The following is a 20,904-nucleotide window of genomic DNA, read 5'->3' on the forward strand; positions in this document are numbered from 1 at the left end:
AGAAGGCGCTCGGCGGAGTCGGCGAAGACGGCCGTCTGCATATCGGCGAATACGTGCTGAAGCTGGCCGTGTTCACGGGCGACGCGACGAGCTGAGCCGCGGCTCGTCCGGAATGAAGGCCTCGCTGAAGACCCGTTCTAGAACCCGCCGAAGAGGAAGACCACCTGCAGCGCTCCGATGATCGTGCCGATGACTCCTCCGGCCAGGACCAGCTTCCATTCGTCCTTCTGGAAGACGGGTCGCAACACGCCACCGAACTCGTCCGAATCGAGGCCTGGTATGGCGAACCCCTCACGCTCATCCACGGAGACAGCCACCTCGCAAACTGCTTCGAATACACCACGCCCGACGGCCCGCGCATGGGGATGATCGACTTCCAGGGTGCGCAGTGGTGCAAGGGTATTCGCGATGTCCAGTACCATCTCATCGACTCGCTCGAACCCGAGGTGCTGGCCACGCACGAAAGCGCCCTCATCAATCACTACGTCGCAGAACTCGGCCGCCGCGGGGTCGAACTCTCCGGCGACGACGCGCGCGACCAATACCGCGCGCTGTCGTTCCAGACGTTGATGGTCGCCGTGGTTTCGATCGGGTTGGGGTCGCTGACCGAACGCGACGATACCGTGCGCACGGTGCTGGCACGCAGCGTCGCGGCGATCGATCGCCTGCGATTCCGGGAGTGGCTCGAGTCGCTATGAATCCGCGACGAAGAGCGGTGAACAGGTGTTTCAACAGGGGATCGATGAATCCCTGGGCCATGGGTCGGCTCTCCGGGGTGGGGTCTCCGGAAGTAGATACCAGCCGCCACCGGCTGTCGGCGGGCGAACCCCGTGGTACCCTGCCCACCGAAAGCGAGGAACCGTGCCTGGCAACGACGGACTGCGACTACTGGACCCTTCCCTCTACGCCAGGGGTGGCCCGCCCCACGAGCTCTTCACCGAGCTCCGCCGGAACGCTCCGGTATCGCGATGGGAGATCGAACGCATCGAGCCCTTCTGGGCCATCGTGAGGCACGCTGACCTCACCTCCATTTCCAAGCAGCCCGACATCTTCCTGAGCGAGCCTGGCATCACGCTGGCTCCGGTCGACGGGTCCGCGACGGACGTGCCGGGCTTCAGCAGCATGCGCGTCGTGATCAACATGGACCCGCCGGAGCATCGTAAGGTGCGCAAGGTAGCGAGCCCGTCGCTCACCCCTCGCGCACTGAAGCGGATCGACCCGATCGTCGAGGAGAGTGCGAATCGCCTCGTCAGCGCGCTGGCCGAAACGGCGGGAGACGAGGTGGATCTGGTCACCGCGATCGCCGCGAAGCACCCGCTTCGCGTGCTCTCCACGGCCCTGGGCATCACGCACGAGCAGGAGGAGAAGGTCCTCGAGCTCACCAACCGCCTGTTCGCGGCTGACGACGAGGAACTCGGTGGCGGCAACCAGCCCAACGACTTCGCCCAACTCGGCAAGGAGTTCCTGGAGCTCTTCCTTCCCATCATCGAGGACCGCCGCCAGAACCCCTCTGACGACCTGGCGAGTGTCCTGGCCAACGGCCAGATCGACGGCGCTCCGATGGGGCCGATGGAGACGCTCGGCTACTACCTGATCGCCTTCAGCGCCGGCCACGACACGACGAAGAACGCCCTGGCCGGCGGCCTGCGCGCGCTCGTCGAGCACCCGGACCAGTTCGAGAAGCTGCGACGCGATCCCTCCCTCGTGCCCTCGGCGGTGGAGGAGATCCTGCGCTGGACCTCCCCCGTCAACTACATGAAGCGGACCCCGAACCGGGACGTGGAGGTGAACGGCCAGAAGATCCCGGAGGGCGAGGCCGTGGTCATGTTCTACGCCTCAGCCAACCGGGACGAGGATTTCTTCGACGACCCCTTCACCTTCGACATCGAGCGCAAGCCGAACCCGCACGTCGCCTTCGGCCACGGAGAGCACTTCTGCATGGGCTCCCACTTCGCACGCCGATCGATGGCCGCCATCCTGAACCAGCTGGTACGCCGGGTCGAAGGCTGGGAGCTCGCCGGCGAGCCCGAGTGGATCAAGGCCAGCTTCGTCGTGGGGCTGAAGCACCTGCCGGTGCGGTGTCGCATGGCGAGCTGAGCCCGCCGAGCTGAGTGTCGATCTCGGCGTGGCGATGCTAGTCGGACTCGCGCTGATCGGGCTTGCTGCCACTCGCGGACGCCAGGCGTGGCGCGCGAGCCGGGAGGCCGAGGCAGCCCAGGATGGCGCCGATCGCTTCCTCCGATCCGATGGCAGCGAGCAGGGTCTCTGACGACTCGCTCGAGCCTCCTCAGCTTCCCGGTTCGTTCAGCAGCTTGCGGACCACTGCGTGGGTATCGAGTGTCGTCTTGATCGACGAAGGGTCGATCCCCACCCGATCGCCCCACAAGATCCACGGGATCTGGCGGTTCAGAGGCGTGTCCTGATGATGCGAGGTTTCGGTTCCGCCGTGATCAGCCGTCACCAGGATCGCCAGCGGGCGTGGAAGCCCGGCCAGGGCCTCGGTGAACGCGCCGAGGCGAGCATCGATCTCGGCGATCGCCTGCATCTGGTGGGTGCTGCCCCACCCCGCTTCGTGGCCCGTGCGATCGACCTCGGCAAGGTGCACGAACAGGAAGTCGGGATCTCGTTGCTCGGCGTAGTGGAGGGCCTGGCGGAGCACCTCCTCCGCGTTCTCGCCGAACTGGTACCGCTCGGCTCCCGGCTCGTGTTCGGCGAAGTGGGCGAACTTCCGCTTGCCGGCGAACAGCCCACAGCGGAGCTTCGCTTCGAAGCAGGCGGAATAGATCGTGGGGAAGCGCAGATCCCGCCACGGCTGATAGCGGTTGAAGTAGACGCCGTGCTCTTCGGGTGGAAGTCCGGAAAGCATGGTCGCGTGGGAAGTCATGGTGATCGACGGCACCACCGTGAGGACACCGTCGACACGCATCCCCTCTTTTCCAAGCCGATCCAATGCGGGTGTCGGCACGGCCGCCAGGAACCGCGGTGCCAGGCCATCGATGGAAACGAGCACCACCAGCCGCCCAGCGGGAGAGCGGGCGCCGGGCGCCTGCGAGGTCCGGTCGATCGAGAGCGCAGCGCGGCCGTCGAAGAGCGGCGCGAAGCGTGCCACCCCAAGCACGACGAGCGCGAGGAGGCCCAGGCTGATGAACCCGATCCACCGCCCGATGCGGCGGCCGCGAGAACTCAGGGAATGAGATCCTTCACGGCTTCGGGCATCTCGTCCGCGATGCGCACGATCGGAATGCCCGTCTGCGTGTTCAGGTGCATCTCCTGGTGGGCGCGCGGCAGATCCGCCCAACCGTAGATTTCCTTGTGCAGCGTCGGCTTGAACACGCTGCCATACAGCTCGGTCGCGGCGGCACAGCCGTCGGGCGTCTCATAATGCGTATGGTCGATCGTCACCTGCTTGACCGACATCAGCGTCGAGTTGTACTCGACCTTCTGGGAGAGCTGCCAGCCGGCACTCACGTTCACCGCCTGACGTGCGGTACACGCGAGGCCCGCGGCGAAGACCGGCCCGCGCAGCATGTCGCAAACGATGTGCATCGAATCACCATCGGTGCGCTTGCGGCATTCCTTGCTGAAGGCGCGCACGTCGTCCCGGCCGGCGAAGCGGTTGAATGCCGCCTGATCGATGCCTTCGATACCGTGCTTCTCCAAGGCAGCCCGGCGCTCCGGACTTCCGGAACAGAAGAACGCGCGATGCCCCTCGGCCTTGGCCAGCATCAAGAAGAGTTCGGAGACGCCGCCGCCGAAGCCCAGCACGTTCACCCTCGCCCGGCGCTCGGTGGGAACCTTCAAGCGATAGATGCCGATGCCTCGCCGCCAGAGGTGATACGCCGTGGGGGCACGGAGCGGCAGCGCCGCGATCTCCCAGAGGTTCAGCCCGCAATCGAGCGGCGCCTTGATCAGCTGCCAATCTCCGACCACGGATTCCTTGGAGTACCAGCCGATCGAATCTTCGGCATCGTAGGCCCAGATGCGGGTCGGGAAACCGTACTCGTCCGGCCCCCCATTGCAGTGGGTGATCACGATGTCGCCAGGCGTGAACTTCGTCACGTTGGCGCCGACTTCCAGGACCTCGCCCGTAGCGCTGTTGCCCGGGTAGATCTTGCCGCCCCGCTGATCGGCAATGTTGATCGTATCGGCGGTGGTGGCGTGGTCGATGTTGTGCTCGGCCGAAACCGCCAGGATCTTCATCCGCACATCGTTCGGGCCGACCTGGCGAAGCTCGAGCTCGTCGAGGCCGAGGACGTTCGAGACGTCGAACTCCGTGAGATCGGAGCCGGCGCGGGCCTGCTCCTTGGCGATGGACTCGGTGCTGATCGAGTAGGCGGGAACGGTCGACATGGGTGGGGGCTCCTGAATTCGCGAGGTGGCGGAGGGTAACACTGACACCTCGGCTCGCTCCAGCCGGGCCCGAGCCCGCAGCCGGGATCCGAGTGCCCCTTGAAGAGGGTGGACCCGGTGGTACGCTGCCCAGCCGGCTTCCCCCGGGCCCAGCGCACTGCCGCGCGGCCCCCTGGAGAGAACAGACATGCGCTTCTACGAGTACGAGTCCAAGGCGCTCTTTCGCAGGCACGGAATGCCCCTCGGCGAAGGCCATGTGGTGAATTCCAACGCCGAAGCCCGCGCCGCCGCCGAGGCCATCGGCGGGCCGGTCGTCATCAAGAGCCAGGTGCTCTCCGGTGGCCGTATGAAGGCCGGAGCCGTGCAATTCGCCGATACCCCGGACGAAGCCGCCGAGAAGTATGACTTCGTGCTGCCGATCGAGGTCGGCGGCGAGAAGGCCCGCTCGGTGCTGATCGAGGCGAAGAGCCCGGTCGCCCACGAATACTTCGTCTCGGTCACCTGGGATGGCCGGCGCAAGCTGCCCGTGCTGCTGTTCAGCGATATGGGCGGCATCGATATCGAAGAGGTTGCCGAGACCCATCCGGAGCATCTCTCACGCACCCACTTCTCGACCATCCTTCCGATCTCCGAACGCATCGCGAAGGAGGCCATCTCCTCGGTGGGCGTTTCGGGGGGCGATCTCAATCGGCTGGTCCCGATCGTCTACAAGCTGATGCAGGTCTTCCTCCAATACGATCTCACGCTGGCCGAGATCAACCCAGTGGCGAAGCTCGAAGACGGCAGCTTCATCGTCCTCGATGGCCACGTCGATCTGGAAGCCGAGGCGCGCGGCGAGCACAAGAAGCTGCTGGTCGAGCTCGGCATTGGCGAGGACGAGACCCGCCTGGCCCGCCCGCCGACGGAGTTCGAGCTGGAGGGCGCCCGCCTGAATGCCGTCGATCACCGCGGCGTTGCGGGCAACGTGGTCGAATTCGACGGCAACCTGGGCCTGATCATCGGTGCCGGCGGCGGCTCGCTCACGCTCTTCGATGCGGTGCGCAAGCACGGAGGCAAGCCCGCCAACTACTGCGAGATCGGTGGCAACCCCAGCGTGGGCAAGGCCTGCAATCTGACGAAGCTGATTCTGGGCAAACCCGGCGTCGAGAAGATCGCCGTGATGATGAACGTCGTCTCGAATACGCGGGTCGATATCGTGGCTCGCGGCGTCATCAAGGGTTGCCTCGAAGCCGGCAAGGATCCGTCGAAGGTGATCACGATCTTCCGGATCCCGGGTGCCTGGGAGGATGAGGGCTTCAAGATCCTCGAGAAGTACGGCGTCGAGTACTGCGATCGGTCCGTCTCCATGTACGAAGCGGCCGGACGCGCCGTGGCAAAGCTGTAGGAGGCCGCAATGTCGATCTTCATCACGAAAGACACCACGTTCATCATCCAGGGCATCACCGGCCGCGAGGCGGTGAACCTCACCCGTGAGAACCTGGACTACGGCGCAAAGATCGTCGGCGGCGTCACGCCGGGCCGGCGCGGGCGCGATGTCTACGGCGTACCGGTCTACGACTCGGTCAAGCAGATCGCCGAGGCTCATGGCACGCCGGACGGCTCGATCGTCTCCGTGCCGCCGCGCTTCACCCGCGACGCGGTTTTCGAGGCCCTCGAGAACGGCATCAAGCTGATCGTCGTCGTGACGGAGAACATCCCCCGCGGCCAGGTCGCCCAGATGGTCGAGCTCGCAGAGCTGCGTGGCGCCCGCATCATCGGGCCGAACTGCCTGGGCATCATCTCGCCGGACGAGGCCAAGATGGGCGGCATGGGTGGCCCCGCGGCCAATACCCGGCAGGCCTATACCAAGGGGCCAATCGGCGTGATGTCCCGCTCCGGCGGAATGACGACCGAGATTGCCTCCACGCTCACGGCCGCGGGCCTGGGCCAGAGCACCTGCGTCTCGATCGGCGGCGATGCGATCGTCGGAACCACCTACGCCGAGCTGATGCCCTACTTCGAGGCCGACAGCGAAACGAAAGCCATCGCCATCTACTCGGAGCCCGGCGGCCGCATGGAGGCGGAGCTCGCGGAGTGGGTCAAGGTGAACGACTCCCGGCTACCGATCGTGGCCTTCATGGCGGGCCGTTTCATGGATGAGATGAAGGGCATGCGCTTCGGCCACGCCGGCACGATCGTCGAAGGCAAGGAAGACACGACCAGCGAGAAGATCGAGCGGATGGAAGCGGCCGGCATCTCGGTCGCCGAACGCATCGAAGAAATTCCCGATCTCCTGCGCAAGCGCATGGCGGAGGCCAACTGATGCCCGGACTCTTCATCGACGTCAAAGTGGCCGACGAGGTCGCCAAGAACGCAGAAACGGCAAAGAAGCTCGTCGAAGTATGCGCCGTCGACATCTTCGCCCAGAACGACGACGGGAGCCTTCGTGTCGTCGAGGAGAACCTGGACGAATGCGTGCTCTGCGATCTCTGCATCGACGCAGCCCCCAGGGGCAGCGTCGAGGTCATCAAGCTCTACGAGTCCTGATCGCCGCGCTCCTGCTCTTCGGCTGCGCATCGGGCGGGACCCGGGCGAAGCGCGACAACTATATTCGTTATGTCGCAGTCGAGCTGCCGGGCCACGAGTACGTGACCCTGCGCTGGCAGAAACACAAGATGCCGCTGAAGATCCACCTTCCGAAACCGCCCGACGATTTCGTCGACGATCCGGAGGCCGTCTGGGATAGCGTGCGCGATGGCGTCACGGATTGGACGGATGTTGCGGCGCCAGGCATTCCGAGCTTCGTCTTCGTCGACAACGCGGGCGATGCCGACATCCCGATCGTCTGGGAGCGCAAGAGTCTCGGCGGGGACCGCTGGTACATCGCGTACGCGGCATCCGACATCGACGTCTTCGCCCAGCGCTTCGGCATCGCCCACATCTTGGTGACGGCACGGCGAGGGGACGGCAGCGAACCCTCCCTCGGGCTCCTCTACGAGACCGTCCTCCACGAAATGGGACACGCCCTCGGCCTGGCAGGCCACAGCCCGGACAAGGCCGACATCATGTATCCCAGGATCGTGGGCGGTCGGGACGAACGCCTATCGGCGCGGGATCGCGAGACCCTGCGACTCCTCTACAAGCGGCCCAACGGCCACCACATCGCCGGAGCAAGACAGGCCGACTAACTCCCGACCCCCAAGACGCCTCCCCTCCTTCAGGAGCTCTCGAGCCCCTCCGCCTTCTCTTCCGCAAGGGAGAATCGCCGAGCAGGGAACAGGGCTCCAGCTACCAGCACGACCGATCGCGGGGCGGGGGGCGGTCAGCGCGGAAATAAAGCGCAGGCATCTCCCCCCGTGAGCGTGCGCTCGTTCGCTAGCGGCGAAGCCGCGTAAGCGAACCTGCCTCCAACTCGAACGCGGCCTCCCGGGCCCCGGCCGAGCCATTCCGCGATGGCCGCCCCCCGCCCCGCGATCCGACACGAGAAGCGAAGCGGCCCCCCGTCCCCGGCTAGGAGAGTTCCAGCATGCGCTCGATCGGCGCGAGGGCCTCGAGGCGAAGATCCTCGGGGATGGTGATCTCGGGCTTCAGGTCGCGCAGGCAGAGGTAGAGCTTCTCGAGGGTGTTGAGGCGCATGTAGGGGCAGCGGTTGCAGGCGCAGCTTTCGTCCATGCCCGGTGCCTGGATCAGCGTCTTCTTCTTCCCGAGGGCTTCGAGCTTCTTCTCGATCTCGTGGAAGACACCGTCCTCTGTCGCGATGATCAAGGTGTCCGCTGGCCCTTCCACGGAACGCTGGATGATGCCCGATGTCGACGCGATGAAATCCGCCTGATCGAGCACCGACGCGTCGCACTCCGGATGGGCGAGCACCTCGGCTTCCGGGTGTCGCACCCGGAGCTTCGTCAGCTCCTTCGCGCTGAACTGCTCGTGCACGATGCATGCGCCCTGCCAGATGATCAGGTCATCTCGATTCGCTTGCTGACCGATCCAACGGGCCAGATGCCGATCCGGTGCGACGATCAAGGGCTGGCCCTCGAACTCTCGGGCCATCTTCACGGCATTCGATGAGGTGCAGATCAGATCGCTCATCGCCTTCACGTCGGCGGAGCAGTTGATGTAGGAGAGCACCTTGGCGCCCGGATGCTCGTCGATGAACTTGCGGAACTCAGGCGCCGGGCAACCGTCCGCAAGGGAACAGCCGGCATCGAGATCAGGCACAACGACCTTGCGATCCGGGTTCAGGATCTTCGCCGTCTCTGCCATGAAATTGACGCCGCAGAAAACGATCACGTCCTTGTCCACGCTTGCCGCAGCCTGGGCCAGGGCCAGGGAATCTCCGACGAAATCAGCGAGATCCTGGATCTCGGATTCCTGGTAGTAGTGGGCGAGCACGACAGCGTTCTGCCGTTCCTTCAGCTCAAGGATTCCGGCCTCGAGATCGTCGGGGAAGTCTTCGCCACGCTCAGGGATCATGCTCACGCGGTGTCCTCCGGGGCGCACATCCGCCAATGGAGAAAAGCTCGGCTCCGGGAGCGCATTCGTCAAGCGTCGGAAAGGGTGGACTCTTCCCGAGACAAGGGCTGTTTCACGAGGGTGGGCACACCGTTGGTGGGCCCGCGCACGCTGAAGACCTTCGTTCCTGGCTTGCGCCCGTCGCGCACCTCCGAAACATCGAGGCCGGCCTCCGCCATGCGCGCCTGGGCTGCATCCGCGTCGCTCACCCGCCACGAGAGCCCCCAGAGCCGATCCTCGTCGGGCGTGGCCGCCGAGTCGCCCTCTTCCCCGAGCTGGGCGGCGAGCTCTACCGTCACGCCACCGACGCGGAAGAAGATCAGCCGCGAGCCCCACTTCGGAAACTCCCGGTCGAGGCCCAAGCGAAGACCGAGTTGCTCGCCGTAGAGACGAATCCCGGCCTCCGGGGCGCGCGTCTGGACCACGACGTGATCCAGCCCCCCGATGCAGGCCGACGCCTCGGCCATGAGCGGCGCCTCGGGCAACGTCTCCTCCAGCGTCCGATGCTCGATGGCGAACAGCAGCAGGCCCCGCGTGTCCGCCGGGGGAAGGAACACATTCGTCCACTCCCGGAAGGCGCCGGATTCGATGTCGCGCCCGAGTCCGGGCGAGGGCTCGGGAGGATGGAGACCGGCCTTCGTCCAGGCCTCATGGCAGGCCGCGGCATCCGGCGTACGAAACGCCAGCCCGGCCGGGCCCTCTCCGTGCTCCGCCATCCGACCCCGCAACATGTCCGCAACGTTCCCCTCCCCCTCGGGGGAAAGAAGCTCCAGGTACATGTTCGACACCCGGAACAGCGTGTTCGCCGTGCCCATCGCGGGATGCTCGCCGCGCCAGGAGGGGCTGCGGCCCAGGAGCCGGGCGTAGTTCCGTGTGGCCGCGGTGAGATCTTCTACGGCAACGATGACGTGGTCGAGGGCGTCGAGCATTCCTACAGGATGACAAAGGCCAGGGCGGGTTTCGCGGGATTGCCCACGTTGGCGCCCGCGCGCGTGATTCTTTAGCCTTTTCGGTCACTTCCGCCCGGAGCCCCGATGAACGACCCCGCCCGTCCGGAGCGAGACCGCCCCTGGGTCTTCCGCACCTACTCCGGCCATTCCTCGGCCGAAGCCAGCAATGCGCTCTACCGCTCGAACCTCGCGAAGGGGCAGACGGGCTTGTCGGTCGCCTTCGATCTGCCGACCCAGACCGGCTACGACTCGGATCATCCCCTGGCCCGAGGCGAGGTCGGTAAGGTCGGGGTGCCGGTCGGGCACATCGACGACATGGAGGTGTTGTTTCGGGAGATCCCGCTCGACCAGATGAACACCTCGATGACGATCAACGCCACGGCGGCCTGGCTGCTGGCGCTGTACGTCGCCACCGCCGAGCGGCAAGGTGTGGCCGCGAATCAACTGCGCGGCACCACCCAGAATGACCTGATCAAGGAATACCTCTCCCGCGGCACCTACGTGTTCCCGCCGGAGCCCTCGATGCGCCTGATCAGCGACATGGTGGCCCACACCGTGAACGCCATTCCGAAGTGGAACCCGGTCAATATCTGCTCGTATCACCTGCAGGAGGCCGGAGCGACTCCGGTACAGGAGATCGCGTACGCCATGGCCAACGCCATCGCGGTGCTCGATGCGGTGAAGGCACGCGACGACGTTCCGGACGATGTGCTTCCGGAGGTGTTCGCACGGATCTCGTTCTTCCTGAACGCGGGCATCCGGTTCGTGGAAGAGATCTGCAAGGGCCGCGCGATGACCGAGCTATGGGATGAGCTCGGCCGGGATCGCTACGGGGTCGGGGATCCGAAGCTGCGACGCTTCCGCTACGGCGTGCAGGTGAACAGCCTCGGCCTGACGGAAGCCCAGCCCGAGAACAACGTCATCCGCATCGTGCTCGAGGCCCTTGGCGTCACCTTCTCGAAGAAGGCCCGCTGCCGGGCTCTCCAGCTACCGGCCTGGAACGAGGCCCTGGGCCTGCCAAGGCCCTGGGACCAGCAGTGGTCGCTTCGTATCCAGCAGATCCTGGCCTACGAGACGGATCTGCTCGAATACCCGGATCTCCTGGACGGCTCTCATGTGGTGGAAGCCAAGGTCGAAGAGCTCAAGAAGGCGGCCCAGGAAGAACTCGAACGGGTCTTGGCCATGGGCGGTGCCGTAGCCGCGGTCGAGAACGCCTACATGAAGCAGCGGCTCGTGGAATCCCATACCGCGCGGCTGCGTGCGATCGAAAGCGGTGAGCTTCCGATCATCGGCGTGAACTCCTACACGGAGACCGAGCCGTCGCCGCTGGTGGACGACGACGACGCTTCGATCCTCAAGGTGGATGATGCCGCCGAGCGCGAGCAGATCGAACGGCTGAATGCCTTCCGGGCGAAACGCAACGCTGCGGATGCAAAGACGGCGCTCCAAGGCCTGCGCGACGCCCTGTCCAATGGCGAGAACGTCATGCCGCCCTCGATCCGCGCCGCCCATGCGGGCGTGACCGGTGGTGAGTGGGCCGACACCTTGCGGGAACTCTTCGGCGAGTACCGCGCCCCGACCGGCGTCGTGGCAAGGGAGTCCCAGGTGACGGACGATGCCAACCAGAGGGTGCGGGAGCGCGTGCATGCATGCGGGGAGCGCCTCGGCCGGCCTCTCAAGATCCTGGTGGGCAAACCCGGCCTGGACGGACACAGCAACGGCGCCGAGCAGATTGCCGTCAAGGCCCGGGACGTCGGCATGGAGGTCGTCTACGACGGGATCCGTCTGACCCCGGCGGAGATCGTGCAGTCTGCCCGGGACGAGGGCGTGCACGTGATCGGGCTCTCGATCCTCTCGGGTTCCCATCTGATCCTTGTGCTGGACGTACTCGCGGGCCTGAAAGACGAGGGGCTCAGCCTCCCGGTCGTCGTGGGCGGCATCATCCCCGAGGAAGATGCGGAAAGCCTGCGCGAAGCGGGTGTCCAGCGCGTCTACACGCCCAAGGATTTCGACCTCACCCGGATCATGGGCGAGGTCGTCGATGTCGTGGAGGCGAGCGCAGGCATTGGCTGACCTGGGAGAGCGGCTGCTCGCACGCGAGCGCGCTGCGGTAGCCCCGGCGCTCAACCTGGTCGACGACCGCCGGCCCGAAGCACGGCAGGAAGCGACCGCGCTCCTGGCCGGCCTGGAGGAGACGGTCCTCTTCGGCGGCGCGCGGCGCATCGGGCTGACGGGAGCGCCTGGAGCAGGAAAATCGACCCTGCTCGGTGCCCTGGTGCAACGCTTGCGCAGCCGCGGCCAGACGGTGGGCGTGATCGCCGTCGACCCATCCAGCCAGCGCACGGGCGGCGCCTTGCTAGGCGATCGCATGCGCGTGCGTTCCGGATCGGCGGATCCGGGGGTGTTCATCCGTTCGTTGGCGGCACGAGATCAGCTCGGCGGGCTGGCCGAGGCGGCGCGCGCGAGCGTGACGATCGTGGCGGCCGCTTTCGATGTCGTACTGGTCGAAACCGTCGGCGTAGGACAAAGCGAAGGTGAGGTCGTCGACCTGGTCGATACGCTCGTCTACGTTGCGCAGCCCGGCGCCGGGGATCTCCTGCAATGCATGAAGGCCGGCATCCTCGAGCTACCCGATGTCGTGGCCGTCAACAAAGCCGATCTCGGTCCCGTGGCCGAGCGCACGGCCAATGAACTGATGGCAGGAGCCGGATTGGGAGAGCGCACGACGGAATGGGTGCCGCCGGTGGTGCTCGTCTCCGCCCAGGAGGGCACGGGCCTGGACGAATTCGAGAGCGCCCTCGACGACCACGTGGAGAGCCTTGGACCGAACGGGCTCCAGGAGCGCCGGCGGCGCGGCCGAGACGCAAGCGTTCGCGTGAGCCTCGAAAGGCGCTACGGCAGCCATGGCCTGGCGGCCTGGGGAGGCCATGCGAAGCTGGAAGCGCGCCTGGCCGAGGCGCAGGATCGCTCGGGCTTCGCGTTGGCCGCCGTCCTCGGCCTGGAGATCGAAGCTGCACTGCGCGGCGGAGGGAGCGACCTGTGAAGCGATTTGGCCGTTGGCTGCTGATCCTGCTGGCCCTCGAGCTGGTCCTCGCCTTCTGGCTCGGCAGCCGCATGCGGGCGCGCTTCGAGGCGCCCGTGCGAATCATCGGAGCGCTAGCTCCGTCCTTCCCAATCCACGTCGGGAACTCCGGCCCGATGGTTCTCGACCCGGGCGAGCACGAAGAGCAGATCGGATAGCCGATTCAGGAAACGCAGCGCCAGCGGATCGAGCGCGTCAGCCCGATCGAGGCTGACAGCGCGGCGCTCCGCCCTTCGGCACACGGTTCGCGCCAGGTGGAAGGCCGCCGCAGCCGCCGTCCCACCGGGAAGAATGAACCGACGCAAGGGTTCGAGTTCGGACTCGAACGCATCGATCTGCTTCTCCAGGACTTCGACATCCTCAGCCCGAGGCTCGGGAACGCGACTCTTCGCCCTCCGCTCCGCGTCCGGCGAAGCAAGGTAGGCGCCTAGATCGAATAGCGTGCTCTGGAGGCCCTGAACCAGTTCGCCAATGTCCTCCTGCGACGAGGCCGCAGCAGCCATTCCAAGGACGGAATTGAGCTCATCCACCGCACCATACGCCTCGACACGCTGGTGGTCCTTGCCAACCCGCTCCCCACCCAACAGATCCGTCTCACCGCGATCGCCACGCTTCGTATAGATCTTCACAACCCGAAGTATACCGACCCACAGACGCCCACATCTCGAATAGCCCGAGTCCCCAACACCTCGTCGACCGGCTCCATACCTCCCCTTCCCTCGTCTCTTGCGTGACGTCGAGTCGCCGGGGCTGGGCCCAGGCCGGGCGGAATTGCTCGGCCGGCGATCGGGTGGCCGCGTAGAGAGCTGAACAGAGTGTTGCCCTTCGCGGCTTCGCCGCGGGGCAACCTACGCGCACGCTGAGCGGAGTCTATGCCTGCGCTTTATTTCCGCCCGGCCTGCGCCCAGCCCCGGCGAAGCGGCCCCGGTTGCCAGCACGGCCGATCGCGGGGCGGGGGGCGGTCAGCGCGGAAATAAAGCGCAGGCATCTCCCTCGGTGAGCGTGCGCAAGTTCGCTAGCGGCGAAGCCGCGCAAGCAAACCCGCGTCGATGTCGTAAGCGGCCTCCCAGGCCCCGGCCGAGCCATTCCGCGATGGCCGCCCCCCGCCCCGCGATCCGCAACGAGAAGCAAAGCGGAGTCCCGATGCGCGGAGCAAACGATGTGCGAGGGTGAAAAGAGGGGCTAGTCGCGGAGCTCTTCGTCGAGCATCCGTTCGAGTTGTTCGTCGTGCACCTGGGGGGACGGTGCGGCGGTGGCCGGTTGGAGCGCGGGGGAGCGAGAGCGCCTCAGGAAGACCGCTACGAGCAAGCCACCTGCCGCGAACAAGACGATCGGAACCACGTAGGAGACCAGGCCAACCCCTTCCGCCTTCGGCGCCTGCCGGAGTTCCTCGCCGAAGCGGGAGTAGAGCTGGGCCTCCACTTCCGCGCGGCTGCGGCCGGCCTTCTCCTGGTCGAGGATCCAGCTTCGGAGTTCTGCGGCCTTTGGGCTCGGGCACTCCGGAAGAGCTCGTCCCGGGCAGTAGGGGCTCATCAGTTTCCCGGCCAGCTCGTAGCCCCAGCCTTCTTCGGCGAAGGCGGGAGCCGCCAATAGGAGGGCTGCAAGACCGGCGAGGAGGGCTGCTCTTCTCATGCGCTTAGAGTAGCGGGCGGGGAACCAGCCAGACGTTCCGGTAGAAAACCGGGTCCCAATGGTCCTGGAGGTAGAGCGGACCCGGTGCGGCGCTCTCGTCGTCCCCTAGCCCGGTCGGGCCGGGCAGCTCCAGGTCGTAGTGAATCACGACTCCGTTGTGGCGGACCGTGACCCGCGCCGCTGCCAGCTTGGCGCCGCCTTCGTCGAAGCGAGCGGCGCGAAAGGCGATGTCGTAGGTCTGCCAGGCGAGTGGCGGCAAGGCCATGTTCACATCCGGTTTGGCAACCTCGTAGATGCCTCCGCACTCGTTCCATTCGCCGGTCTCGCCGAAGGAATCGAGCACCTGGATCTCGTAGCGATTCTGCAGGTAGACACCGCTGTTGCCGCGTCCCTGGCCACTGGCAGTCGGCATGAAGGGTGTACGGAACTCCAGGTGGAGATCGAAGCTACCGAAGGCTTCGCGGCTCTCGGCACCTGCCTCGAGCTGGCCCCGCTCGTCGACCTCACCGTCGAACCCACCCGGGCCCTTCCCATCGAACAGGACGACCGCGCCCTCAGGAGGCGCAGCACCGAGGGTCGGGCTTTCGCGTTCGGTCTTCGGCAGCGTGAAGGCGTCACCGCCCGGACGAACTCCATGCAGCAGGCCTGCCTCGATGCGAAGCTGCCAAGGCCCAGAAAAGAGGACGGACGAACCCTTCCACGCGCCTTCGAAAACCTGGCGGCTCGCAAGGTCGGCGCCTGCGCCCGGCAGGCCGCCGTCGTGGAGCACGAGATCGAACGTGCCACCGCCCCGCGCCACGACCTGGGCACCGAGGGCCGGATCCCGCGAGCTGTACTCCCCCTGCACCGGGAAATCGGTGCCGGCCTCTTCCGGTTCGAGGGCGGCTTGATGGGAACAACCCAGCGTGAAGCCAACCAGCCCGATCAGTAGGACACGAGTCAGATATCCCAATGCATTTGCTCCGGTTTCGTCTCGGCGCCAGCCCGCTGGCGCACCTCCTGGCGCGGCGCTTCCGGGATGACCCGGGAGTTCGGCGGCACGGATTCAGTCACGTAGGCGTTGCCGTTCACGACACTACCGCTCCCGATCACGGTCTCGCCGCCCAGGATGGTTGCACCGGGATAGATCGTCACGTTGTCGCCGATCGTCGGATGGCGCTTCGTCCCCCGGAGCGTCTGACCGCGGCGCGGAGAAAATGCGCCTAACGTAACTCCGTGATAGAGCCGCACATCATCACCGATCTGACTGCTCTCACCGATCACCACGCCCGTTCCATGATCGATGAACAGGCGCCGCCCGATCGTCGCGCCCGGGTGGATATCGATGCCCGTGCGCGCGTGGGCGTGTTCGGACATGATTCGCGGGAGTTGGGGCACCCCCAACCCGACGAGGACATGAGCCAGCCGGTAGATCGTGATCGCATGAATCGACGGATAGGAAACGATGATCTCGCCGAAGCTGCGTGCGGCCGGATCGCCCTCGAACGCCGCCTCGATATCCTCGGCCAGCTGGGCGCGCACCTGGGGAAGACGGGAGATGAATCCGGAAACCGCCGCACCCGGATCGAAGCCCTCTTCACGACGCACGTCGGCGAGGAGCGCCGCGAGTCCACTCGCCAGGTCCGGAATCTCGCTGGATAGAGCGTATTCGTTCCGCTCGTGGAGGATCACGTTCTTCAAACGCTCTACCCACGCGACGGACCGGGTCCAGTCCGGATACCCTTCTTCGTCGGCCTTCGCGAGCGCGTCGCCGCGCGGAGTCGATAGGCTTGCAGCCGTGGCTGCGCACACCTCTTGGAGCGACTTCGAACTCATGAATCCCCTGCGGAAGGACGCCAACCCGGAGCCCCGAAAAGGGATTCTAGCGCGTGGGCGGAGGCCCGCGTGAGTGGATCGCAGGCCGAGGCGGAACTCTCTGCCGGAGGCGTCGTGACCCGCCCGACTGGCTCGGAGACCGAGATCTTGATCGCCGACCAGGTGGATTGGAATACCGGCCGGCGCAATGTGCGTTTGCCAAAGGGCCATCTGGAGGCCGGCGAGAGCCTGGAAGAGGCCGCTGTCCGGGAGGTCGCCGAGGAAGTCGGGGTGAAGGCGCGGATCCTCCTGCCGCTCGAGCCCGTCCACTACGCCTTCTGGCACGAAGCCCGCGGCTGCTTCATACCGAAAGTCGTGCACTACTTCTTGATGGAGTTCGTTTCCGGCGAGTGCCAGGCCCTCGACGGCGAAATGGAACAGGTTCATTGGTGCAGCCTCGACACCGCGCAGGAACGGCTCACGTTTGAAGGCGAGCGAGCCGTGGTGGGTGAGGCCCAGCGGCTGCTAGGCTCGCATGACCCCTCGGGCACCTGATCGCCCAACCCAGAGCCTCGGCCCTCCACCGGCGTAGAAGAGCGAAATCGGGTGCAAAAGACCTTCAGTCCGTCCAGCCTGAACTGTTTCGAGAACTGTCCGCGGCAGTACTACTACCGGTACGTCGAAAAGCTTCCCGTCGAGTCCGAAGGCATCGAGGCGTTCGTGGGAAAGCGCGTCCACGAGGTCCTCGAGCGCCTCTACACCTTCGTCGACCGAGGCATGGTTCCCTCCCTCGAGCAGGTGATCTATCGCTACCACGTGCTCTTCGCCGAGCACTACGACGCGGATCGCATCCGGATCGTTCGCAAGGAGATGGATGCGGAGGCCTACCGGAAGAACGGAACCCGCTGCATCGAGAACTACTACCGGAAGCACTACCCCTTCGATGCGGACGAGACCCTCGGGCTCGAGACGAAGATCCAATTTCGGATCGACGCGGCGGGCCGCTATCCGATCCGGGGCATCATCGACCGCCTGGTGCGCGCTCAGGATGGCGTACTCGAGATCCACGATTTCAAGACCGGGCGGCGCGTTCCCAGGCAGGAAGAGCTGGACAAGGATCGCCAGCTCGGCCTCTACGAACTCGGCATCCGCGATCAAATGGGCGAGGAAGGTGAGATTCGCCTGGTCTGGCATTTCGTCATGAACAACCAGACCCGGGTTTCGTGTCGCTCGGATGCCCAACGCGACCGGTTGAAGCGTAAGACGGGCCTGGCCATCGACGCGATCCGAACGGAAGAAACGTGGGAGCCCAAGGAATCCGGGCTCTGCGGCTGGTGCGAGTTCCGCGGCGCGTGCCCGGCCTTTGCCCATGAACGCGATGACGAGCCTCCCCAGCAGCCCGATCAGCCCGACCTGTTTGCCGGAGCCAGCGGCGGCAAGTGATCGAAGCGCCCCCCTCTTCTGCCGCCGTCAGCACCGTCCTGCACCGCGTGCCTTTCTACGAGACCGATGCGATGGGCGTCGTCCACCACTCCAACTACGTGCGCTACCTGGAGCTCGCCCGCATCCGGTGGATGGATGAGCACCACCGCCCCTACCGGGAGTACGTGGCCGAGGATCGACACTTCGCCACCACCCGGGTCGAAGTCGACTACAAGCGCGTCACACGTTTCGATGAGGAAGTCGGCATCGCGTGTTGGCTCGAGTGGATCCGCGGCGCCTCTTTGCGCATGGCCTACCGATTGGAAGGCCCCGACGGCCTGCTCGCCGTCGGCGCCACGGAGCACGCCCTCGTCGATACCGAGGGCCGCGTGCGCCGCATTCCCGCCACCGACCGCGAACAGATGCGCACCCTCCTGGCCAAATAAGTCAACCAGCGGGGACGACCTTTCCCAGACGGCCGGTGAACTGGTCTTCAGCCCAGCCAGTGAGGCGTTGGATCGCATCGAGAGCGTCTCCCTGGCCGGCCCAGTGGGAGCGGACGATGTCCGGGTGAACGTGGTTGACCAGCCGGGAGAGTGTCGCGGAAATCACGAGCACATCGTCGATGAGGCCAAACGGGCCGAACAGGAACTCTGGGATCAGGTCGACGGGTGACAGCACGTAGCCGATCCCGAGCAGGGCGATGGCCTTGTCTCCGACCGCCACCCGCTCGTCGCGCAACAAGCGGAACATCAGCACGGTGAGATCCGGAAGCAGGAGCAGGATGTCCTTCAGCCCGGTCGACGCACCATGGACCGGTGCCTGCAGTTGTCCGCGAATGCGATCGTAGAAGCGTTGCTCCCGGCTCCCGAGTTCGATCTCGACGGAGGGCGTGCGACCGTCGCCTTGACTAGCGCTCATCGGCGGCCTCCTCTTCGGGCGGCGCGGCCGCCACAGAGCCTGGGACCCGAAGCAAGCCGATCAAACCACGGCCTTCGGCATCCGGCAGGTCCGTCTCGAGCAGGTGCGCGAGAGTCGGCGCGACATCCAGCTGATGCAGGCTCGGTGCAACGATGCCACCGCGAACGCCGCGCCCCCAGGCAACGAAGGCGGGCGAGTTCGTCGCCGGCGCGAAATAGCCGGCGGCAGCGCGTTGCGGCGAGGGAGCGACGAGGGGCCCGCGGGCGCCGTCCAGAAAGACGAAGCCAGGGCTTGCCTCGAGGCCGAACCAGGCCTCCGGGTCTGCGGCGTTCGCGATCATCTCTTCAGCCGAAACCACCCGATAGGCCCCTGTCGCGTCGGCCTCCTCGGTGAGGACCTTCCGCGCCTGCAATGCAGACTCGGGGGTTTTCGCGTAGACGAAGGCCGACCCGCCGTTGGAACGCACCAACGCCTGCCAGGCATCCTCGCCGGAAAGGCCCGCATGGGCCAGCGCACGGTTCGGACGGACAGCCGTATGCACCGGTTGAAGGGCACGATCGCCGACCACGATCACTGCCGATTCCGACAGCCCCGGGCCTGCGTCCAGGCAGCCGAGTAACCGGGTCAAGGCTTCGTCCACCTCGGTGAAGGCAGGATCCGCGGCATGAGGGCCCTGTTCGAGCAGCGGACGTTCGGGCCCGCGGAGCCGCACCAACAAGAGCCGAGGGCGCTCAGAGGATGCCAACGCGGTGCAGGCCGCCTCGACGAGGAAGCGATCCCGCTCCGGGCCAGCCTTGGCGACGGCTTCTGGGGCGGCTGTCGCGAGAGCCAGCAGCCAGGGCGTCGTCGAATCGGAAATTGCAGAGAGCCAGGTCTCGTCGCGCCGGGTCGGCTGCACGTCGGGCAAGACAGCGGCCAGCGGCGCGCCCTGGGTCGAGGGCCAATCCAACGCCAGCACCTTCCCATCGAGTGCATCCCACAACGTTCGGCTACGAGCGTGGCTGGCGTGCCAGGGCCGGCTGCGGCGCAACCCGCGCTCACCGATCAACCGGTCACCCAGAATTCCGTGGTCTCGGGGACGACGACCACTTACCCAGGTGGCATGCACCGGATAGACGCTCTCGGGCATCACGACTTCGACACGCTCGGCCGCCACGCCTGTTTCTGCCAGGGCTGCGAGCGTCGGCATCGGGCCGCCAACCCTGTGCAGTTCCGGAGTGAGGCCCGACACGCTCGCCAGCACCAACACGGAGGGGATACCGGCGGACGGAGCCTCCCAACCGGGCGCCGAAAAACGGGCCTGGATCTCCGGGCCCGACGTCTCCGCCATACATCCCACCCAGAACAACCCGAGGCTGAGCTGCGCCAACGGCCTCGCCCACTTCATCGGAACACCCCTTCTCGCTGCTCACGGCCATCCGCGAGCAGCTCGTCGATCGCGGCACGCACCCGATCCACCTTTCGCTGGATGACCTCGTCCTCATCCGTGCTCTTGCCGTCGAAATGAAGCGGCTCCCCGAAATGGATGCGGTACTTTACGGGCAGCGGCAGCATCCCAAGGGGCCCGAGGAGTGGAAAGGTCGCCGTGATCGGAAAGGCGGGCAGGCCGAGGTACTTGCCCAGGGATTCGAGGTTCGCGAGCCCCGGGTTCTGCTCCTCCGAACCTACGATCCCGACCGGAACGATCGGCGTACCGGCCTCGAGCGCGAGGCGCAGGAAGCCCTGGCCGAAGCGCTGCAGTTGGTAGCGTCGGTCGAAGGTCTTGTTCATCCCGCGAGCACCTTCCGGGAACACCATCACGCACTCCCCCGCTTCGAGGAGCGCAGTGCAGTTCTCCGGCGTTCCGACGAGGTTGCCACCGCGCTCGGCCGCCCAGCTCATGAAGGGCAGTTGGGGAATGAAATACTCGCCCATGCCCCGGACCAGCCGCGGAGGTTCAGCCTCGAGCAACATGGAGATGACCAGCATCATGCCGTCGAACGGAAGCTGGCCTGCATGATTGGCGATCAGCAAGACGCCACCCGTCGGGATCTTCTCGATGCCGTACGTCTCCACGCGGAAGTAGTACTGATAGGCCAGCGCAGACGTGAGCATCTGCTTGCTGGCGGTCTCCGGGTGCAACCCGAAAGCGTCGTAGCCGAACTCGTTCAAGGTGGTGGGGATCTTCTGGATCCTGTCGGCGATCTCTGTCTGGAGATCACGCACCGCCGACGGCATCGCCGCACCGACCACATCGCCGATCGAATCGAGCCAACCGTTTCG

23 protein-coding genes are annotated in these 20,904 nt (G+C 66.0%); 12 read left to right on the forward strand and 11 right to left on the reverse strand.

Annotated elements, in window-relative coordinates:
* Positions 1–164 precede the first annotated feature (164 nt).
* The 3 genes from GY937_07575 to GY937_07585 all read left to right on the forward strand — a co-directional run bounded on the left by GY937_07575 (position 165) and on the right by GY937_07585 (position 2,269).
* Positions 165–698 carry a hypothetical protein gene (locus GY937_07575; protein ID MCP5056575.1) on the forward strand — a complete coding sequence of 178 codons (534 nt, stop codon included), beginning with the start codon at positions 165–167 and terminating at the stop codon, positions 696–698.
* 163 nt (positions 699–861) lie between these two features.
* On the forward strand, positions 862–2,097 hold the full coding sequence (locus GY937_07580; GenBank protein ID MCP5056576.1) for a cytochrome P450: 1,236 nt from the start codon (positions 862–864) through the stop codon (positions 2,095–2,097).
* 28 nt (positions 2,098–2,125) lie between these two features.
* Positions 2,126–2,269, forward strand: coding sequence for a hypothetical protein (locus GY937_07585; GenBank protein MCP5056577.1), 144 nt, complete (start codon positions 2,126–2,128; stop codon positions 2,267–2,269).
* Between the two features lie 18 nt (positions 2,270–2,287).
* Here the strand turns inward: GY937_07585 and GY937_07590 are convergent, their stop codons facing one another.
* Positions 2,288–3,109, reverse strand: a complete 822-nt coding sequence (locus GY937_07590) for a hypothetical protein (protein ID MCP5056578.1) — start codon at positions 3,107–3,109, stop codon at positions 2,288–2,290.
* A gap of 74 nt (positions 3,110–3,183) precedes the next feature.
* A complete protein-coding gene (locus GY937_07595; GenBank protein ID MCP5056579.1) occupies positions 3,184–4,350 on the reverse strand; it encodes a zinc-binding dehydrogenase in 1,167 nt (388 codons plus the stop codon).
* 187 nt (positions 4,351–4,537) lie between these two features.
* Between GY937_07595 and GY937_07600 the strand changes: the two genes are divergently transcribed.
* Genes GY937_07600 through GY937_07615 form a run of 4 tightly spaced genes read left to right on the forward strand, consistent with a single transcriptional unit; the run spans position 4,538 to position 7,517 of the window.
* Positions 4,538–5,734: a hypothetical protein gene (locus tag GY937_07600; GenBank protein ID MCP5056580.1), complete on the forward strand. Its 1,197-nt coding sequence runs from the start codon at positions 4,538–4,540 to the stop codon at positions 5,732–5,734.
* 9 nt (positions 5,735–5,743) lie between these two features.
* Positions 5,744–6,652, forward strand: a complete 909-nt coding sequence (locus GY937_07605) for a succinate--CoA ligase subunit alpha (protein MCP5056581.1) — start codon at positions 5,744–5,746, stop codon at positions 6,650–6,652.
* Complete coding sequence (locus GY937_07610) at positions 6,652–6,876, forward strand: hypothetical protein (GenBank protein ID MCP5056582.1); 225 nt, start codon at positions 6,652–6,654, stop codon at positions 6,874–6,876. The genes GY937_07605 and GY937_07610 overlap by 1 nt, the downstream gene beginning before the upstream one ends.
* The gene (locus GY937_07615; protein MCP5056583.1) at positions 6,801–7,517 is read left to right on the forward strand and encodes a matrixin family metalloprotease; all 717 of its coding nucleotides are present in this window, start codon (positions 6,801–6,803) and stop codon (positions 7,515–7,517) included. Before GY937_07610 ends, GY937_07615 begins: the two co-directional genes overlap by 76 nt.
* Before the next feature lie 322 nt (positions 7,518–7,839).
* Here GY937_07615 and nadA read toward each other — a convergent pair whose 3' ends face one another.
* Positions 7,840–8,802, reverse strand: a complete 963-nt coding sequence (nadA, locus tag GY937_07620; protein ID MCP5056584.1) for a quinolinate synthase NadA — start codon at positions 8,800–8,802, stop codon at positions 7,840–7,842.
* A 68-nt stretch (positions 8,803–8,870) separates the two neighbouring features.
* The gene (locus tag GY937_07625) at positions 8,871–9,770 is read right to left on the reverse strand and encodes a hypothetical protein (GenBank protein ID MCP5056585.1); all 900 of its coding nucleotides are present in this window, start codon (positions 9,768–9,770) and stop codon (positions 8,871–8,873) included.
* A 105-nt stretch (positions 9,771–9,875) separates the two neighbouring features.
* On the opposite strand from GY937_07625, the gene GY937_07630 reads away from it, so the two are divergent.
* Together GY937_07630 and meaB are read left to right on the forward strand one after the other, a co-directional pair.
* A complete protein-coding gene (locus GY937_07630; GenBank protein ID MCP5056586.1) occupies positions 9,876–11,864 on the forward strand; it encodes a protein meaA in 1,989 nt (662 codons plus the stop codon).
* On the forward strand, positions 11,833–12,834 hold the full coding sequence (gene meaB, locus GY937_07635; protein ID MCP5056587.1) for a methylmalonyl Co-A mutase-associated GTPase MeaB: 1,002 nt from the start codon (positions 11,833–11,835) through the stop codon (positions 12,832–12,834). Before GY937_07630 ends, meaB begins: the two co-directional genes overlap by 32 nt.
* Positions 12,835–12,947: 113 nt before the next feature.
* Here the strand turns inward: meaB and GY937_07640 are convergent, their stop codons facing one another.
* The 4 genes from GY937_07640 to GY937_07655 all read right to left on the reverse strand — a co-directional run bounded on the left by GY937_07640 (position 12,948) and on the right by GY937_07655 (position 16,320).
* Positions 12,948–13,502, reverse strand: a complete 555-nt coding sequence (locus GY937_07640) for a cob(I)yrinic acid a,c-diamide adenosyltransferase (protein ID MCP5056588.1) — start codon at positions 13,500–13,502, stop codon at positions 12,948–12,950.
* 553 nt (positions 13,503–14,055) lie between these two features.
* On the reverse strand, positions 14,056–14,505 hold the full coding sequence (locus GY937_07645) for a hypothetical protein (protein MCP5056589.1): 450 nt from the start codon (positions 14,503–14,505) through the stop codon (positions 14,056–14,058).
* Between the two features lie 4 nt (positions 14,506–14,509).
* Positions 14,510–15,457, reverse strand: coding sequence for a DUF1080 domain-containing protein (locus GY937_07650; protein MCP5056590.1), 948 nt, complete (start codon positions 15,455–15,457; stop codon positions 14,510–14,512).
* Positions 15,445–16,320 carry a serine acetyltransferase gene (locus tag GY937_07655; GenBank protein MCP5056591.1) on the reverse strand — a complete coding sequence of 292 codons (876 nt, stop codon included), beginning with the start codon at positions 16,318–16,320 and terminating at the stop codon, positions 15,445–15,447. The genes GY937_07650 and GY937_07655 overlap by 13 nt, the downstream gene beginning before the upstream one ends.
* A gap of 69 nt (positions 16,321–16,389) precedes the next feature.
* Between GY937_07655 and GY937_07660 the strand changes: the two genes are divergently transcribed.
* The 3 genes from GY937_07660 to GY937_07670 are packed head-to-tail and all read left to right on the forward strand — an operon-like array spanning position 16,390 to position 18,167.
* A complete protein-coding gene (locus GY937_07660) occupies positions 16,390–16,854 on the forward strand; it encodes an NUDIX hydrolase (protein MCP5056592.1) in 465 nt (154 codons plus the stop codon).
* Between the two features lie 51 nt (positions 16,855–16,905).
* Positions 16,906–17,742 (forward strand): PD-(D/E)XK nuclease family protein, encoded by an 837-nt coding sequence (locus GY937_07665; protein ID MCP5056593.1) that lies wholly within the window; start codon positions 16,906–16,908, stop codon positions 17,740–17,742.
* Positions 17,739–18,167, forward strand: a complete 429-nt coding sequence (locus GY937_07670) for an acyl-CoA thioesterase (protein MCP5056594.1) — start codon at positions 17,739–17,741, stop codon at positions 18,165–18,167. The genes GY937_07665 and GY937_07670 overlap by 4 nt, the downstream gene beginning before the upstream one ends.
* A gap of 1 nt (position 18,168) precedes the next feature.
* Here the strand turns inward: GY937_07670 and GY937_07675 are convergent, their stop codons facing one another.
* Genes GY937_07675 through GY937_07685 form a run of 3 tightly spaced genes read right to left on the reverse strand, consistent with a single transcriptional unit; the run spans position 18,169 to position 20,859 of the window.
* Positions 18,169–18,642, reverse strand: coding sequence for a DUF1232 domain-containing protein (locus GY937_07675; GenBank protein MCP5056595.1), 474 nt, complete (start codon positions 18,640–18,642; stop codon positions 18,169–18,171).
* Positions 18,632–20,029 carry an alkaline phosphatase family protein gene (locus GY937_07680; protein MCP5056596.1) on the reverse strand — a complete coding sequence of 466 codons (1,398 nt, stop codon included), beginning with the start codon at positions 20,027–20,029 and terminating at the stop codon, positions 18,632–18,634. The genes GY937_07675 and GY937_07680 overlap by 11 nt, the downstream gene beginning before the upstream one ends.
* A complete protein-coding gene (locus GY937_07685; GenBank protein ID MCP5056597.1) occupies positions 20,026–20,859 on the reverse strand; it encodes an acyltransferase family protein in 834 nt (277 codons plus the stop codon). The genes GY937_07680 and GY937_07685 overlap by 4 nt, the downstream gene beginning before the upstream one ends.
* Positions 20,860–20,904: the final 45 nt, after the last annotated feature.

Source organism: bacterium, from assembly GCA_024228115.1.
Classification (GTDB): Bacteria; Myxococcota_A; UBA9160; order UBA9160; family UBA6930.